The organism is Dyella japonica (assembly GCF_040545895.1).
GTDB classification, from domain to species: domain Bacteria; phylum Pseudomonadota; class Gammaproteobacteria; order Xanthomonadales; family Rhodanobacteraceae; genus Dyella; species Dyella japonica_D.
Genome location: NZ_JBEPMU010000006.1, coordinates 124,771 through 138,461, shown reverse-complemented (window position 1 = coordinate 138,461; position 13,691 = coordinate 124,771). Strand labels below are relative to the sequence as shown.

25 protein-coding genes and 1 tRNA gene are annotated in these 13,691 nt (G+C 59.9%); 23 read left to right on the top strand and 3 right to left on the bottom strand.

From position 1 onward, the window contains the following. Positions 1–11: 11 nt before the first annotated feature. The 19 genes from ABIC75_RS18770 (at position 12) to ABIC75_RS18680 (ending at position 9,016) form a co-directional block, all read left to right on the top strand. Positions 12–329 carry a hypothetical protein gene (locus ABIC75_RS18770; RefSeq protein WP_354015426.1) on the top strand — a complete coding sequence of 106 codons (318 nt, stop codon included), beginning with the start codon at positions 12–14 and terminating at the stop codon, positions 327–329. Continuing rightward, entirely contained in the window at positions 319–711 is a 393-nt protein-coding gene (locus ABIC75_RS18765) for a hypothetical protein (RefSeq protein ID WP_354015425.1), read from the top strand. Before ABIC75_RS18770 ends, ABIC75_RS18765 begins: the two co-directional genes overlap by 11 nt. Before the next feature lie 138 nt (positions 712–849). Next, positions 850–1,215, top strand: a complete 366-nt coding sequence (locus tag ABIC75_RS18760; protein ID WP_354015424.1) for a hypothetical protein — start codon at positions 850–852, stop codon at positions 1,213–1,215. Beyond that, positions 1,205–1,417 (top strand): hypothetical protein, encoded by a 213-nt coding sequence (locus ABIC75_RS18755; RefSeq protein ID WP_354015423.1) that lies wholly within the window; start codon positions 1,205–1,207, stop codon positions 1,415–1,417. The genes ABIC75_RS18760 and ABIC75_RS18755 overlap by 11 nt, the downstream gene beginning before the upstream one ends. Further along, entirely contained in the window at positions 1,414–1,659 is a 246-nt protein-coding gene (locus ABIC75_RS18750) for a hypothetical protein (protein WP_354015422.1), read from the top strand. Before ABIC75_RS18755 ends, ABIC75_RS18750 begins: the two co-directional genes overlap by 4 nt. Continuing rightward, positions 1,656–1,853 carry a hypothetical protein gene (locus tag ABIC75_RS18745; protein WP_354015421.1) on the top strand — a complete coding sequence of 66 codons (198 nt, stop codon included), beginning with the start codon at positions 1,656–1,658 and terminating at the stop codon, positions 1,851–1,853. Before ABIC75_RS18750 ends, ABIC75_RS18745 begins: the two co-directional genes overlap by 4 nt. Further along, the gene (locus ABIC75_RS18740) at positions 1,850–2,200 is read left to right on the top strand and encodes a hypothetical protein (protein WP_354015420.1); all 351 of its coding nucleotides are present in this window, start codon (positions 1,850–1,852) and stop codon (positions 2,198–2,200) included. Before ABIC75_RS18745 ends, ABIC75_RS18740 begins: the two co-directional genes overlap by 4 nt. Beyond that, entirely contained in the window at positions 2,197–2,373 is a 177-nt protein-coding gene (locus tag ABIC75_RS18735; protein WP_354015419.1) for a hypothetical protein, read from the top strand. Before ABIC75_RS18740 ends, ABIC75_RS18735 begins: the two co-directional genes overlap by 4 nt. Before the next feature lie 109 nt (positions 2,374–2,482). Continuing rightward, positions 2,483–3,541, top strand: coding sequence for a hypothetical protein (locus ABIC75_RS18730; RefSeq protein WP_354015418.1), 1,059 nt, complete (start codon positions 2,483–2,485; stop codon positions 3,539–3,541). Next, a complete protein-coding gene (locus ABIC75_RS18725; protein WP_354015417.1) occupies positions 3,541–5,256 on the top strand; it encodes a YqaJ viral recombinase family protein in 1,716 nt (571 codons plus the stop codon). Before ABIC75_RS18730 ends, ABIC75_RS18725 begins: the two co-directional genes overlap by 1 nt. Beyond that, complete coding sequence (locus tag ABIC75_RS18720; protein ID WP_354015416.1) at positions 5,253–5,447, top strand: hypothetical protein; 195 nt, start codon at positions 5,253–5,255, stop codon at positions 5,445–5,447. Before ABIC75_RS18725 ends, ABIC75_RS18720 begins: the two co-directional genes overlap by 4 nt. Before the next feature lie 66 nt (positions 5,448–5,513). Next, positions 5,514–5,675, top strand: coding sequence for a hypothetical protein (locus tag ABIC75_RS18715; RefSeq protein ID WP_354015415.1), 162 nt, complete (start codon positions 5,514–5,516; stop codon positions 5,673–5,675). A gap of 105 nt (positions 5,676–5,780) precedes the next feature. Then, complete coding sequence (locus tag ABIC75_RS18710; protein WP_354015414.1) at positions 5,781–6,005, top strand: hypothetical protein; 225 nt, start codon at positions 5,781–5,783, stop codon at positions 6,003–6,005. Continuing rightward, positions 6,002–6,445, top strand: a complete 444-nt coding sequence (locus ABIC75_RS18705; protein WP_354015413.1) for an ead/Ea22-like family protein — start codon at positions 6,002–6,004, stop codon at positions 6,443–6,445. Before ABIC75_RS18710 ends, ABIC75_RS18705 begins: the two co-directional genes overlap by 4 nt. A 288-nt stretch (positions 6,446–6,733) precedes the next feature. Continuing rightward, positions 6,734–7,045 carry a hypothetical protein gene (locus ABIC75_RS18700; protein ID WP_354015412.1) on the top strand — a complete coding sequence of 104 codons (312 nt, stop codon included), beginning with the start codon at positions 6,734–6,736 and terminating at the stop codon, positions 7,043–7,045. A 153-nt stretch (positions 7,046–7,198) separates the two neighbouring features. Beyond that, positions 7,199–7,519, top strand: a complete 321-nt coding sequence (locus tag ABIC75_RS18695) for a hypothetical protein (protein ID WP_354015411.1) — start codon at positions 7,199–7,201, stop codon at positions 7,517–7,519. After that, positions 7,512–7,988 carry a hypothetical protein gene (locus ABIC75_RS18690; RefSeq protein ID WP_354015410.1) on the top strand — a complete coding sequence of 159 codons (477 nt, stop codon included), beginning with the start codon at positions 7,512–7,514 and terminating at the stop codon, positions 7,986–7,988. The genes ABIC75_RS18695 and ABIC75_RS18690 overlap by 8 nt, the downstream gene beginning before the upstream one ends. Positions 7,989–7,997: 9 nt before the next feature. After that, complete coding sequence (locus tag ABIC75_RS18685; protein WP_354015409.1) at positions 7,998–8,267, top strand: hypothetical protein; 270 nt, start codon at positions 7,998–8,000, stop codon at positions 8,265–8,267. Continuing rightward, positions 8,264–9,016, top strand: a complete 753-nt coding sequence (locus ABIC75_RS18680) for a hypothetical protein (RefSeq protein ID WP_354015408.1) — start codon at positions 8,264–8,266, stop codon at positions 9,014–9,016. The genes ABIC75_RS18685 and ABIC75_RS18680 overlap by 4 nt, the downstream gene beginning before the upstream one ends. 35 nt (positions 9,017–9,051) lie before the next feature. Here ABIC75_RS18680 and ABIC75_RS18675 read toward each other — a convergent pair whose 3' ends face one another. Further along, complete coding sequence (locus ABIC75_RS18675; RefSeq protein ID WP_354015407.1) at positions 9,052–9,300, bottom strand: hypothetical protein; 249 nt, start codon at positions 9,298–9,300, stop codon at positions 9,052–9,054. Between the two features lie 68 nt (positions 9,301–9,368). Between ABIC75_RS18675 and ABIC75_RS18670 the strand changes: the two genes are divergently transcribed. Continuing rightward, positions 9,369–9,614 carry a hypothetical protein gene (locus ABIC75_RS18670; protein ID WP_354015406.1) on the top strand — a complete coding sequence of 82 codons (246 nt, stop codon included), beginning with the start codon at positions 9,369–9,371 and terminating at the stop codon, positions 9,612–9,614. On the opposite strand, the gene ABIC75_RS18665 is transcribed toward ABIC75_RS18670, so the two are convergent. Both ABIC75_RS18665 and ABIC75_RS18660 read right to left on the bottom strand, forming a co-directional pair. Further along, entirely contained in the window at positions 9,606–10,577 is a 972-nt protein-coding gene (locus ABIC75_RS18665) for a tyrosine-type recombinase/integrase (protein WP_354015405.1), read from the bottom strand. The genes ABIC75_RS18670 and ABIC75_RS18665 overlap by 9 nt on opposite strands. Positions 10,578–10,731: 154 nt before the next feature. Then, positions 10,732–10,808 (bottom strand) — tRNA-Arg (locus ABIC75_RS18660). Positions 10,809–10,922: 114 nt separating this feature from the next. Here ABIC75_RS18660 and amaB point away from each other — a divergent pair. The 3 genes from amaB to ABIC75_RS18645 all read left to right on the top strand — a co-directional run bounded on the left by amaB (position 10,923) and on the right by ABIC75_RS18645 (position 13,688). After that, the gene (gene amaB, locus ABIC75_RS18655) at positions 10,923–12,458 is read left to right on the top strand and encodes an L-piperidine-6-carboxylate dehydrogenase (RefSeq protein WP_354015404.1); all 1,536 of its coding nucleotides are present in this window, start codon (positions 10,923–10,925) and stop codon (positions 12,456–12,458) included. 88 nt (positions 12,459–12,546) lie between these two features. Beyond that, entirely contained in the window at positions 12,547–12,918 is a 372-nt protein-coding gene (locus tag ABIC75_RS18650; RefSeq protein ID WP_354015403.1) for a hypothetical protein, read from the top strand. Then, on the top strand, positions 12,915–13,688 hold the full coding sequence (locus ABIC75_RS18645) for an SDR family NAD(P)-dependent oxidoreductase (protein WP_354015402.1): 774 nt from the start codon (positions 12,915–12,917) through the stop codon (positions 13,686–13,688). The genes ABIC75_RS18650 and ABIC75_RS18645 overlap by 4 nt, the downstream gene beginning before the upstream one ends. Positions 13,689–13,691 lie beyond the last annotated feature (3 nt).

The window sequence follows — 13,691 nt, the reverse complement described above, 5'->3', positions numbered from 1 at the left end:
ACTATTGACTGATGCCTGAGGAAAAGAACGACAACCCGGAAAACTTCCGTATCGATACTGATGACATATCAGTTGTCGACAAAGCACATCCTGGATCGGATGAGTGTCCTATATGTAGAAATGAGACTTGGTGGGTAATGCAGCTACCCAATCAAGTCATCCCAGTTTTTCCAATGCTACCAATCCATGCGGTGGGTATTGATACGCCATTCAACCCGAACAACGGCATCAAGATGGTGCTACTCGCGTGTCAGCGTTGCGGGTACGTAAGGAGCCATGTTCTGCCTATTTTTGAGGAATATGTGAAGGAATTACGTAATGGCAGCTAACCCGGCAGATTTTGCGAAATACCGCTCATCGGTTGGCGCCCTTGTTTCTGGTGGAGAGCCACCCCAAGATGGTGGAGTGAACGAACGCGTCGCCGCCTTAGAGGCCAAACTTGAAGCCACCCTGCCGAATTTGGCAACCAAGGGTGATATCGAAGGGGTGCGCGGTGACATCAAAGGTTGGATGTTGGCTACGGTGCTCACAATCATTGGCTCGATGCTCGCCATAGGATTGTTCATAAAGCCTTCGGAATCCCGGCCAATTTCTCCACCAGTGGCTGTGACAGCTCCGGCCCCAGTGATTGTGCAGGTCCCCTACCCGGTTCAGGCGCCCCCCGCTGCGGCACCATCTGTGCCTGACAACAGCAAACGCCCGAAACACTGAGCCCGCCGCAGCGGGCTTTTTTTGTTACGCCAGTAATTACTGCACTCTATCGTTGCATAATGTTACTAGCCCAGCTATTTACATCCATTACTAGCTGGACTAGTATTCCTCCATCGCCAGCCCAGCGACGGAGACCCCATGAACGCACTGCCTTGCTTTGCCGAACGCGCTGCCCATGAGTACCAGCGCATCCAAGACCTGGCTGACCACCAGGAGCGAGCCGAGCTCGACGCCCTCGAACACATGCGCGGCGACCTCCGCTCGGTTGATGACTTCCTGATCGACACGCGTGAATCGCCCGACCTCACGGGCTTGATCGCCCTCTTCCTTGATTACGGCTTGCCGCTGCGTTCCAAAACGCCGAGCGACGACAAGTTGCTGACGAAATACGAAGACCGGCGCGAAGTGCTCATAGCGCAGTTCGATGCGTGGGCCCGCAAGCGCTCGCCGCTCACGGATAGCTCGCCTCTCTATCGCTGGATGGAGCTGCGCCATGACGTGTGAACTGTATCCCTCCGACCTCTTCCGTCTCCGCCGCGACGTGCGCGATTACGGCAAGTCTGCCCAGGCGACGCGCGAACTGATCGCCAGTGCTGAGCGCATCGCTGTCCAGACGGCTTGCAAGGGCGTGTCCATGTCGCAAGCACTGACCAATGCGCGGGCGCATCTGTGGAGTTACACGTCGCATGGCGGGAGGGTCGCATGACCGCCTCCATCATCACCAAAACGGCCATGGCGACGCGTGGCGCAGCCAAACTCGGTGAGACATGCGTCGATCTCCAGGCGATGTATGGCCTCGCTCCCGCCGTCTTCGTGCACCTCAACAGCGGTGCCTACACCGGACTCAGCGTCACGATCCACGGCTCGGTCGAAGAAGTCCGCAACCTGGCCGTGCAGCTGATGAGGCACGCCAAGGCCGCCGAGCGCGCGCAGCAGGTGCCAGCGTGAGCTTCCTCTCCATCACCGACCTTTCCGAATCGCAGATCGAAGCGATGCGTAGCGACTTGCTGAAACGCCAACGCTTGTTCCTCGCTGACTTCGATCTGTCCCAATTGCCGGCCACCAGCCCGGACCCTCTACCGGGTGGCGTTACCCCTGGCGCCGCGGTGGCCGGCGCCTCTTACATGGATCAGCACGCATGAGCCGCACACCTCAAAACAAGCCCTGCGCTGTGAAGGATGGCCTGACTTTCTGGCCTATCCCGGCCACGTCACGCGCTGAGGCTGCCTTCGGTCTCGATGAGAGCGCTTATTTCGACCGCCGCGCGCTGCCTGATGTTCCGCGCGAGTTGGAACACACCGTGCAGAAGCTGTTCTTTGAGGGCGGACGCATGCCTCAACTTGCGAATGGCGTGGACCGAGAGGCCGCGAGCTTGCGCTTGAGGGCCATGCTCGCATCGTTCGCGCCATCCCACGAGTCCAAGGTTGCGACGGCCGCATATGCGCTGTGGGTGTGGTCTACGCCGGAGATCGTGCAGGTGGCGGCATGAGCCTGCTCTCCATCACACGCACGCGTCCCAAGAGCTTCGAAGGCTGCACGCCACTGGACAACGACCAGCGCCGCGCCGAATGGGCCGCGAAGTTTTACGGCGGTGGCCACCACCACCGTCAGCGCAAACAGCGCATCCGCGTGAAGCCGCGCATCCGCATCGTCAACGACTGATTTCACCGGCGGCAGGCGCTTGCTGGGCAGCAAGTCGAAGTTGGTACGACAGCCTGCCGCCACCTCATTCCACACACCATGCCAGCCGGTAGCTGGCAGAGGATTCGCAATGAATGCCCTGACTCAGGCTGTCGCCGTCCGCGAGGATTTTGGTAGCACCAGCTCGACCCTCGCCGTACAGGAAACAGCATCGTCGGCCGTTGCCGCTCAAGCTAAGGCGATGGTTGAAGCGCGCTACGTCATGGCGCTTCGCCGGCCGCGCCAGTGGGACCAGGTGCGCCAGGATCTCCTCAAGGAGTGCCGTCGCCCGAGCTTTGCCAACAACAAGTCAGCCTACTACCGCAAACCCATCGGCAAAGGCGTGGAGGGCTTGGGCATTCGCTTTGTGGAGGTCGCCCTGCGCTGCATGACCAACGTGCTCGTCGAGACCACCATGATCTTCGAGGACGAGTCCAAGGAAGTGCATCGCGTGTCGGTCACCGACCTCGAGTCGAATGTCACCTACCCGCTCGACGTTCGCGTCACCAAGACGGTCGAGCGCTCTAGCCCGAGTGACGACGGCAGTTACATCAGCGTCCGCAAGAACAGCTGGGGCAAGAACACCTATACGGTGCCTGGCACTGAGGACGACATCCTCAACAAGCGCGCTGCGCAGGTGTCCAAGGCCATCCGCACCCTGGGCCTTCGCATCATCCCTGGCGACCTGCAGGACGAGGCCGAGGAAATCATTAAGGCCGTGCGTCTGAATGAAGCCGCCCGCGATCCGGATGCCGAGCGAAAGCGCATCGCTGACGCATTCGGCGAGATCGGCGTCAAGGCTGCAGACCTTGCCTCTTACCTAGGCCATTCGCTGGACACATGTTCGCCAGCCGAGTTGGTCGACCTGCGTGGCATCTATGGCGCCATCCGTGACGGCGAATCGTCTTGGAAAAGCGTCATGGAGAACAAGGCCGAGCAGTCCGGAAAGGCCAGCGCCACGGCCGACAGCAAGACTCTGCCGACGTGTAGCGACGAGTCCTTCGACAAGAAGAAGGCCGGATGGCGAAAGACGGTTGAAGCCGGTAAGCCCGTCAACGACCTGATCGCCATGATTCAGACCAAGGAACTGCTCACTAACGATCAAAAGATCGAGATCGCTTCGTGGGCCAACAAAGGGAGCGCCGAGTGATGAAGATCCATGAACTTGTTCAGGGTAGCGACGAGTGGGCGGCATTCCGCCTTACCCGTCACGGCGCCAGCGAAGCCGCGGCCATGCTCGGCCTATCGAAACTCACCACCCGTTCGGAACTGTTGCGCGTCAAGCACACGGGAAATCCGAAGGAGTTCAGCGATTGGGTGCAGGAGAACATCCTCGACTACGGCCATCACGTCGAAGCCCTCGCTCGCCCGATCGTCGAAGAAATGATCGGGGATGACCTGTATCCCGTCACCTGTTCGAACGAGGACGTGGGCGGCCACCTGTCGGCATCGTGCGATGGCCTGACTATGGCTTTCGACACCGCCTTCGAGCACAAGCAGTGGAACGAGGAACTGGCCGCGTCTGTCGCCGCTGGCGTGGTCCCTGACTCGCACATGCCGCAGTGCCAGCAGATCATGATGATCACTGGCGCCAAGCGTGTGATCTTCGCCGTCTCTGATGGCACGCCTGAGAACTTCGTGTCGACCGAAGTGCATCCGGACACCGTATGGTTCGAGCGCATTGTCGATGGCTGGGCACAATTCGACCGCGACTTGGCTGATTACGTCGTGCCCGAAGTTAAGCCGATCCTCGTTGCTGAAGCTGTCCAGGCGCTTCCCGCCGTGGCCGTGCAGATCACGGGACAGATCTCCGTCCGCGAAAACTTCAACGCCTTCGAAGTTGCACTGCGCGACTTCCTCGACAACAAGCTGATCCGAGAGCCTCAGACGGATCAAGACTTCGTTGACCTAGATCAGCAGATCAAGGCCATGAAGAAGGCCGAGGACACCCTCGACGCCGCCGAGGCCATGATGCTCGCGCAGATTGAGAGTGTCGACCAAGCCAAACGTCAGAAGGACATGCTCGCCAAGCTTGTGCGCGACAACCGCTTGATGGCCGAAAAGCTGCTGGAGAGCGAGAAAACTCGTCGCCGGCAGGAACGGATCGAAGCGGCGCGAAAGGCTTTCGCTGATCACCTCTTTGAGGCCCAGTGCGACTTGGACGGTATACGCCTGGACATCGCGACGCCTGACTTTGCCGGCGCCATCAAGGGACTGAAGACCCTCACGAGCATTGACGACAAGATCGCCACTGCCTTGGCGAATGGGAAGATCGCGGTCGATCGCCACGCGAAGGACGTGCGCGCCAAGCTGGTGTGGATCAATGAGAACGCTGCGGATCACCGCGCGCTCCTGGCCGACCTGCAGCAGTTAGTTGCCAAACCGTTCGACGACTTCCGGCTGGCCGTCGCGTCTCGCATCGATGCCCACAAGAAGGCAGAGGAAGCCCGACTCGAAGCGCAGCGCGAGAAAATCCGTGAGGAAGAGGCCGCGAAGCTCAAGCAGGAACAAGAGGCTGCGACAGCCGCGCAAGTTACGGAACCCGTCGCGCAAGTGGATTTTCCGCCAGAGGCGCAGGCTCCTGCCACCAGCGCACCCATCGTCCGCACCGAGGCTGAGCCCTTCGGCGTATTCGCACCCACCGGGATTCGCCCCGCAACAAGCAAGACGATCAAGCTGGGCGAAATCAATGCGCGCATCGCGCCGCTGTCCGTCACGGCTGAAGGACTTGCCTCAATCGGCTTCCATCCCGTCGGCACTGAACGCGCCGCGAAGCTCTACGCCGAGAGCGAACTGCTGGCCATCTACCGCGGCCTTTACTCGGTGATAACCAACGCAGCCAACGAGCTGAAGAAGGCCGCATGAATTCGGACCTCTTCACCGGCTGGTACGACAACACTGTCACCAGGCAGCGTGAGTACTGGGACAACGGCAAACGCGGACGGTACGCGGCGAAGAACTGCTGCGGATATCCCTCTGCCGTGTGGCCAGAGCTGCGGGCGCCATGGGGTCACTACCCCGATCTCCCCACCAATGCACAACAGCAAGCCGCCTAGTTCACCCACCGCCTACACAGGCAACCACTGGAGCATGCAATGAGTCACCAACGCGCGAAGTTCGGAATGCTGTCCAACGTTGTGATCGACCTGACGAACACGGAAGCCAAGGTCATCGCTATCTACGAGTACTACAACTCGGAGCCCGCGTATCGCCTTCGCTACATCGGTGCGGATGGCAACGCCACGGAACGTGCGTGGGCTGAGTCGGCACTTCGCGAAGCGTAATCACAAGGCCAGCGCCTGCGATGCGGGCGTTGTCCTGGTGATTACGGGAGAAGGCGATGAACACCCAATCCATGAAGGCACGTATGAACGCCAAGGAGAAGTGTGATGGATGCTAAGAAGGTGGATGTGTTGGCGGTTTTGAATGAGTTCGCCTTTAGAGTCGAGCCGTTCGGTGATGAGATTGAGGCTGAAGCGCAATACATAGCAGCACGTGATGCTATTTCTGACTTGATCAGGTCAGCCGAAAAGCTAACCAACTGTTGCGATCCTGAAACTACGGGATGGGCAGAGACCGTTAGTGCGCTCGCCCGCATCGGAGAACCCTCATGACCACCCAACCCCCTGACCTGAAGAAGCTGCGGGAATTGGCGGAGAAGGCGACGCCACAAAATTTCGATTCCGCACAAATTATTGACACGGATGGATGGGTCGAGTGTCCGTGTTGTAGTGGCGAAGGTTCGATCGAGCTTTCTGCCGATTACTGCAACTACGACGGCGAGCCGCTAGGCGTTCAGTTCTACGGCATCGGTGACGCGCCTGCTAACGCTGAGGCGTTCTATCGGGCCTTCAACCCCCAAACCATCCTCGCCCTACTCGACGCCTACGAGGCCAGCGCTAGGGATGCGGATGTTCTTCGCGGCCATGTGAATGTGCTGGTCAATGCCGGGACGTACTTAGTCAACCGTGTCGTTGAAACCAAGGGCGTGAAATGCATGGACGATATGACTCACGCCATCGACGGCGCCCGCCACGCCACTCAGGGAGACTGATATGAGCCTCATGCAATTCCTTGAAGCCATGTCCGCCGCAGATACAGCTATGCAGCGAGCAGCGAGGCAATCGGAACTTCGAATTGAAATAGCGCGCATAGGAACTCGGTGTGGCCATTGCGATAAATGGATGAAGTCGAGAGAGTGTCCAGCAGAACGAAATATCAACGGCATGTCTCGCGGCCCATCTTGCGAAGGATTCAAGTGCTCACAATTTTTCGAGTCTAGCTTCGCTACCAAGTTCCGCGAACAGAAGGTGGCCGAATTACGATCCATGGAGGAACTGACATGACCGACGAGACGAAGGTTGATGGGATGACGCTAGAAACAATGCTCCATCGCGTTACGTGGATAAAAGACGTCACTTGCGACAAGACGCAGCCTGTTACGGAATTCGACCGTAACCGTATTCACCTATTCGCCACCGAACTGCACGCCCACCTAGCCGCCCAATCCGCGATGCGTGTGGATGAGGAAGATTGGCGCATCGGACATTTCGAACGCGCGCGTGATTTAGCTAGGGAGCTTGGGTTTTCTGGCATCACCGGTGCGCTGACTGAACTTGCTGCGTTACTGTCGAAAGGCAAGCCCCAACCCTAACCCGAGTTCTAGGAGGATGTGTGAAACTAATAGATTGGATCTGCCTTTATGTTTCTCTCTTCTCTTTATGGAACAGTGTCAGAGCTTTCGTTTCCCTACGGAGAATAGAAAAATCTCTAGGCAACCCCACCGCCTAACCATCGGAGAAAGTGAATGAAGACGTATAGCAAGGATGAGGTGTTGGCTTTAGCTGATTTGCTAGATGACTCTGTAGTTTTCATTATTGCAGACAAGCATTTAAGTGAAGCAGCAAAAGCACTACGCGCCTTCGCCCAGACGCTTGGCGAGCCGGTGGCTGTGCCTGACGGGTGGCAGTTGGTGCCCATCGAACCGACCGAAGAAATGCTTGAGCAGGCCACCACGCACGACTTGAACAAGCGCACTTCGGAAACGGATCAATGGAACCGCGATACATGGTCTTTCATGCTATCCGCCGCCCCTAACCACCCAACCACGGAGAAGGGATGTGAATGACGAGACGATGCGGGAGGCTTTTGAGAAGTGGGCTGACTTAGAGGGCATGTCCATCGAAGTTTGGAGTAACGGTCTTTATTACGAACCTTCCACTCATGAGGCGTGGGTCATATGGCAATCCGCCTGGAACCGCGCCCAAGCGTCTGCGCCGGAGGGTGAGGCGGTGGCGTGGATTACCCCGCAACACCTGGCGCAGCTTCGAACAGATGACAAGAAGAATCCGATAGGCGTGGTAGGCGCGCTTGTCTACTCGCGAAATATCCTTCATACGAACTGTCAAGAAATTCGCATTCCTCTATTCACCCGCAGCAACGCCAAGGCGGGAGAGGTGGAGTTTGCCTATGCGATGGGATGGCGGCGTGCCGCGATATGGGCTGATCGCGACGATCTGATCTGCGACATTGATAGCCCCGCGTACGAGAAAGAGATGCAGGCTGCCCTATCCACCCACGACAAGACGAAGGCGTAAGGAGGGGTGATGGGTGATCCAGGTAACGCAGGCGTGAATATCTACCGGCGTCAATTTGTCAGTGTATGCCCCGCTGACGGCGACGCCATCGTCTACACGCTTGAGATCCACTCCGCGCATATGGTGCGCGTCGAACACATAAATATTGCGCTAGCGCTGGAAGCAAATGCCTTCCACGAAGATATCGCAGACAGACTTTTTGAACGTTTTGGTGGTGAACAGCGCGTCACCGCGACGCACCAAGGCGTTGAGATAGAAACACGCAGAGGCTTTTCATGATCCACTATCACGGCACGCCTATAGGAGGTTCACGACTGGATGCATCCCGCTTCCTGTCTGGCCGCCATGCGCTTGTGCCGTTCGCAAGGACCGATGATCTGGGGGTAGCGCTGGCTGTTTGTCAGAGCGTTGTTCTCGACAACTCTGCGTTCTCGCTCTGGCGTGCAGGCGGCGGCGATGTGGACGTTTCTGGCTATCACGCCTGGGTGGAATCTGTAGCAGGTCACCCTGCCATTGATTGGTGCCTTATACCGGACAAGATCGACGGGACGGAGCAGGACAACGTCGAACTCGTAAATCTATGGTTGCGGATAGGGTGCCGCGTTGAAGGCGTTCCCGTTTGGCATATGCACGAGTCCATCGACTGGCTGGACTATCTGGTCACGCACTTCCGTACGGTCGCCCTGGGAAGCTCTGGCCAGTGGGCGACGCCAGGGACTGCGGCGTGGTGGCAGCGCATGGGCGACGCCATGCGCGTGGCCTGTGATGATCTTGGGCGGCCACGCTGCCGCTTGCACGGCCTGCGCATGCTCGACCCAGCTATCTTCTCTGATTTGCCTCTGGTGAGCGCGGATAGCACCAACGCGGCAGTTAACGGCGGCAGCATCAAACGCTTCGGAACTTACCCAGCTCCGACGGCAGGACAACGGGCGGATGTAATCGCCAGTCGCATCGAGAGCCACCAGAGCGCAGCCATTTGGGCAGGGCACGCCGAGCAGGCCGGTCTTTCTTTGGGAGCATGCGCATGACCACTACTCCACAGCGTCAGCGAGGCGGCGTGATGTTAGTCGACGTCCGGCAGTCGAACAACTTCAATGCCGCCATCTATAACCTTCCCAATGGCAAGGCAAACGGACATCTCGACCACGGAGTCACTCGTATCTCCCCAGATATCGAACTGGAAGCTGGGCGTACCGCACCACTCACCATTTTTATCGGTCACTCGGACCTTCCACCAAACCTGACTTGGCGTGATCAGTTCCCAGCTTCCCTCGTAGTGGTAGCCGCCTCGATAGCCGGAAATACTTGCCATGCATGATCTCCCCTCAACATTTGTTGCGAAGCTAGTGCTGCCCTTTTTCAAATGCAAGGAGGTAACCCGTGAAAGCCGATAACGACCATACCTTTGCCATGATCGCGGCCCTGGTGGCCGGCGACCGCTGGCTCTCCGCCGATGCCTGTGCGGTCTACCTCGGAATGGTCACACCTAAAGGTGACCCAAACCGCCGCGGCTTCCTGGAGCGCGTGGCATGCCGTCCCGACTTTCCCAAGCCGAACCAGGTAACCCGGTCGTGGAAGAAGTCGGAAGTGGACGACTGGGCCATGAACCAGCGTCGCTCAGCCTAGCTTTTTGGCGAGCTCGGAAGCGGTCGACCTGTAGTAGATCAGCAGGCTGTTGATGTCCCGATGACCGATCACTCGCGCCAGCTCGAGCACGTCGAATTTCTTCGACAGCCGGAAGATCGCCTCAGCGCGCGTGTCATGGAAGTGCACCTCCCGATGGGGGGTGTTGTCACGGGCCTTGCGGAATAGAACATCGCGCACCTGGTCCGTCAGGCCGAACACCGGCCCGTCGCCCCTCGGTAGCGCCTCTAGGATCTCCTTGGCGCGCGGCGACAGCGGAACGTCGCGAGACTCCCCGTTCTTCGTCTTCGGCAAAGTAACGTAACGGGACGATAGGTACACGCAGTCCCACGTCAGCGCGCAGATCTCACCGGAGCGCATTGCGGTCTCCAGGGCAAACAGGAACGCCAGGCCGATGCGGTGGGTAGGCGTCTGCGCCTGTAGCTTTCCGCGCTGACCCAAAGCCAGCGTCAACTCCCGTTCCTCGGTTGCCGTGATGCGACGCGCCCTGCCCTTTGGCTTCTTTGGCGGCGTCACCTCAGCCATGGGGTTGTCCCGCATCCACCGCAGCTCCCTCCGCGCGTACTTGAGAACGGCCTGCAATAGGTTCATCTCACGCGCAGTCGTGGCCGGCTTCACCTTCCTGTTGCGCTCGTCGCGCCAGTTGATGAAGTCGTCGGCTCCGAGGCTGGCCAGCTTGCGCCTAGCGAGTGCCGAGGCCATGAATACCTTCAGGCGAGTCAGCTCCCACCTAGCGCCACCACGATGCGTTGCAACATTGCGCTCGTATTCCTTCATGGCATCGCCGAAGGTCTTGTCAGGCAGCTTCTTCCCGCCAAGCTCGGCCTCGCGGTTCAGTGCCCACGCGGACGCTTCCTGTTTTGTGCGGAAGGACGAGGAATCGCGCTGGCCTTTTACGTAGACCTGCACGCGCCACTTGCTGCCCGATTTCTGGATGCTCGCCATGGAAGGAGCATATGGGGAAATCCTGGGGAGTTCATCCGGGCAGATGGGGGAATTGACGGGCAGATATGCAGATACGAAAACGCCCGCAGGCCTAGTGGCGCGGGCGTTTCGTGGCATTCACGGGCAGATAGACGAATCGCCCGGAATTGTCGAATGGTGCCCCCGATACGATTCGAACGTACGACCTTCCCCTTAGGAGGGGGACGCTCTATCCAACTGAGCTACGGGGGCAACGGGCGGAATTCTGACATGGAACGGGGGCGGCGCGAACCCGTTTAACAGCCCCCTGCTAGAATAGTCGTTTTCTTCCCGGCGCCTTTGCGGCGCCACGGTCTGGAGTGAAGCATGTCCCACGAAATCCTCACCGCCCTTGGTCTGGGCCAGTCGCATTCGGGTACCTACCTGGGCCAGGGCGAGTGGTCGAAGACGACCGACGCCGGCACGATCAACCCGGTCAACCCCGCCACGGGCGAGGTGATTGGCGCGGTGCACGCATCCAGCGCCGCCGACTACGAGGTGATCGTCAAGCGCGCGCAGGAAGCCTTCAAGGTGTGGCGCACCACGCCGGCGCCGCGCCGCGGTGAAGCGGTTCGCCTGTGCGGCGAAGCGCTGCGCAAGCACAAGGATGCACTGGGTTCGCTGGTGGCGCTGGAAATGGGCAAGATCAAGCCCGAAGGCGACGGCGAAGTGCAGGAGATGATCGACATCGCCGACTTCGCGGTGGGCCAGAGCCGCATGCTCTACGGCTACACCATGCACTCGGAGCGTCCGGGCCATCGCATGTACGAGCAGTACCAGCCGCTCGGCCTGGTCGGCATCATCAGCGCGTTCAACTTCCCCGTGGCCGTGTGGGCGTGGAATGCATTCCTTGCCGCCATCTGCGGTGACATCTGCATCTGGAAGCCTTCGCCGAAGACGCCGCTGTCGGCCATCGCCACCATGAAGATCTGCAATGAGGCGCTGAAGGAAGCCGGCTTCCCGGACATCTTCTTCCTGTTCAACGATGCCGGCACCGAGCTTTCGCAGGCCTTCGTGGACGATCATCGCATTCCGCTGATCAGCTTCACCGGTTCCACCAAGGTGGGCCGCCAGGTGGGCGAGCGCGTTGCCAAGCGCATGGGCCGTTCGCTGCTGGAACTGGGCGGCAACAACGCCATCATCGTGGACGAAACGGCCGACCTTAAGCTGGCCATTCCCGCCATCGTGTTCGGCGCCGTCGGCACCGCCGGCCAGCGCTGCACCACCACGCGCCGCCTGTTCGTGCACGAGTCCATCATCGGCGACGTCACCGACAAGCTGGTCGCTGCGTACAAGCAGGTGGAAGGCAAGATCGGCGATCCGACGCTCGCCACCACGCTGATGGGTCCGCTCAACAGCGCCGACGCGGTGAAGGCGTACCTCGCTGCCGTGGAAAAGGCCAAGGCCACCGGCGGCAAGGTGCTCACCGGTGGCGCCGCGCTCAGCGACCGCAAGGGCAACTTCGTGCTGCCGACCATCGTCAGCGGCGTGAAGAACAGCGACGAAGTGGTGCAGACGGAAACCTTCGCTCCGATCCTCTACGTGATGCCGTTCAAGACGCTGGACGAAGCCATCGAGCTGCAGAACGCCGTGCCGCAGGGCCTCTCCTCCGCCATCTTCACGCAGAACCTGAAGTCGGCCGAGCAGTATCTGTCGGCGGCCGGTTCCGACTGCGGCATCGCCAACGTCAACATCGGCACGTCCGGTGCGGAAATCGGCGGCGCATTCGGCGGCGAGAAGGAAACGGGCGGCGGTCGCGAGTCGGGTTCGGATGCATGGAAGGTCTACATGCGCCGCCAGACCAACACCATCAACTACTCCAACTCGTTGCCGCTGGCGCAGGGCATCAAGTTCGATCTGTAACATGCAACAACCATGCATCCCGGTGAACGCCGGGATGCATGCGGCACGGAAGTAGCTGCGCGTATCGGCATCAACAACAGGGGATGTGATGATGGAAAACGCTCACGTAGTTTCCGCCACGCCGGAATTCAGCACGCCGGCCATTTTCAGCCTGATCTTCGCCGTGCTCGCCTGGACGGTCCTGCCGTTCATGGGCATGCTTATGGCGACCATGAGTCCGGTGAACATGTTCGGCATGCCGCTGACCGGGTCGGTGATTGCATCGGTGTGTGCCTGGATCGCGCAACGAAGGATCCGTCGCTCGGGCGGCACGCTGCGCGGTGCCGGCCTGGCCAAGGCGGCGCGCATCATGACCATCACCCAATACGTCCTGTTCGCGATCGTGCTGCTATTCGGTGGGCTGTCCCTGTGGACGAACCCTGTCCTTGAACATCATGTCACGGTGTCCATACCTCGATGACGAGCTCACCTGCCGCCCTTCTGGATTTTCGCGATTACCGCGTCGTCGTGGCGGGTGGCAGCAAGGGTATCGGTCGCAGCATCGCATTGGCATTCGCGCAAGCCGGCGCCTCGGTGTCGGTGTGCGCGCGTGGCGAGACGGCGCTCGACGCCGTGCGTCATGAGCTAGCCTCGTTCGGCGTCACGGCGCATACGCGATCTTGCGACCTTGCCGATGCCGCATCCATCGAGGGCTACATCCGCGAAGCGGCCGAAACGCTCGGCGGCATCGACGTGCTGGTCAACAACGCCAGCGGCTACGGTTTCAGCGACGACGACGAAGGCTGGCTCGCTGGGTTCAACGTCGACCTGATGGCGGCGGTGCGCGCATCGCGCCACGCCCTGCCCCATCTCAAGAAGTCGTCGCACGGATGCATCCTGCACACCTCGTCGATCGCCGCGTTTCATCCCGGCGTGCGCGGCCCGGCCTATGCGGCGGTGAAGGCGGCACTCAACCAGTACGTCACCTCGCAGGCCTTGCAGCTTGCCGAGTACCGCATTCGCGCCAATGCCATCGCGCCCGGCTCCATCGAATTTCCGGATGGGCTATGGGACCGACGCAAGACCGAGGCGCCGGAGCTCTACCAACGCACGCTTGCCAAGATTCCTTTCGGCCGCTTCGGCACGCCGGAGGAGATCGCGCACACCGCGCTATTCCTCGCCTCGCCATTGGCCAGCTGGATTACCGGCCAGACACTGTGCGTCGATGGCGGACAATTGCTCACGGGCTAACGT

Excerpts from the sequence above, each read along its gene's own strand:
- ABIC75_RS18770 (WP_354015426.1), top strand. The coding sequence starts at position 12 with ATGCCTGAGGAAAAGAACGACAACCCGGAAAACTTCCGTATCGATACT.
- ABIC75_RS18765 (WP_354015425.1), top strand. The coding sequence starts at position 319 with ATGGCAGCTAACCCGGCAGATTTTGCGAAATACCGCTCATCGGTTGGC.
- ABIC75_RS18760 (WP_354015424.1), top strand. The coding sequence starts at position 850 with ATGAACGCACTGCCTTGCTTTGCCGAACGCGCTGCCCATGAGTACCAG.
- ABIC75_RS18755 (WP_354015423.1), top strand. The coding sequence starts at position 1,205 with ATGACGTGTGAACTGTATCCCTCCGACCTCTTCCGTCTCCGCCGCGAC.
- ABIC75_RS18750 (WP_354015422.1), top strand. The coding sequence starts at position 1,414 with ATGACCGCCTCCATCATCACCAAAACGGCCATGGCGACGCGTGGCGCA.
- ABIC75_RS18740 (WP_354015420.1), top strand. The coding sequence starts at position 1,850 with ATGAGCCGCACACCTCAAAACAAGCCCTGCGCTGTGAAGGATGGCCTG.
- ABIC75_RS18735 (WP_354015419.1), top strand. The coding sequence starts at position 2,197 with ATGAGCCTGCTCTCCATCACACGCACGCGTCCCAAGAGCTTCGAAGGC.
- ABIC75_RS18730 (WP_354015418.1), top strand. The coding sequence starts at position 2,483 with ATGAATGCCCTGACTCAGGCTGTCGCCGTCCGCGAGGATTTTGGTAGC.
- ABIC75_RS18725 (WP_354015417.1), top strand. The coding sequence starts at position 3,541 with ATGAAGATCCATGAACTTGTTCAGGGTAGCGACGAGTGGGCGGCATTC.
- ABIC75_RS18720 (WP_354015416.1), top strand. The coding sequence starts at position 5,253 with ATGAATTCGGACCTCTTCACCGGCTGGTACGACAACACTGTCACCAGG.
- ABIC75_RS18715 (WP_354015415.1), top strand. The coding sequence starts at position 5,514 with ATGCTGTCCAACGTTGTGATCGACCTGACGAACACGGAAGCCAAGGTC.
- ABIC75_RS18710 (WP_354015414.1), top strand. The coding sequence starts at position 5,781 with ATGGATGCTAAGAAGGTGGATGTGTTGGCGGTTTTGAATGAGTTCGCC.
- ABIC75_RS18705 (WP_354015413.1), top strand. The coding sequence starts at position 6,002 with ATGACCACCCAACCCCCTGACCTGAAGAAGCTGCGGGAATTGGCGGAG.
- ABIC75_RS18700 (WP_354015412.1), top strand. The coding sequence starts at position 6,734 with ATGACCGACGAGACGAAGGTTGATGGGATGACGCTAGAAACAATGCTC.
- ABIC75_RS18695 (WP_354015411.1), top strand. The coding sequence starts at position 7,199 with ATGAAGACGTATAGCAAGGATGAGGTGTTGGCTTTAGCTGATTTGCTA.
- ABIC75_RS18685 (WP_354015409.1), top strand. The coding sequence starts at position 7,998 with ATGGGTGATCCAGGTAACGCAGGCGTGAATATCTACCGGCGTCAATTT.
- ABIC75_RS18680 (WP_354015408.1), top strand. The coding sequence starts at position 8,264 with ATGATCCACTATCACGGCACGCCTATAGGAGGTTCACGACTGGATGCA.
- ABIC75_RS18675 (WP_354015407.1), bottom strand. The coding sequence starts at position 9,300 with ATGGCAAGTATTTCCGGCTATCGAGGCGGCTACCACTACGAGGGAAGC.
- ABIC75_RS18665 (WP_354015405.1), bottom strand. The coding sequence starts at position 10,577 with ATGGCGAGCATCCAGAAATCGGGCAGCAAGTGGCGCGTGCAGGTCTAC.
- amaB (WP_354015404.1), top strand. The coding sequence starts at position 10,923 with ATGTCCCACGAAATCCTCACCGCCCTTGGTCTGGGCCAGTCGCATTCG.
- ABIC75_RS18650 (WP_354015403.1), top strand. The coding sequence starts at position 12,547 with ATGATGGAAAACGCTCACGTAGTTTCCGCCACGCCGGAATTCAGCACG.
- ABIC75_RS18645 (WP_354015402.1), top strand. The coding sequence starts at position 12,915 with ATGACGAGCTCACCTGCCGCCCTTCTGGATTTTCGCGATTACCGCGTC.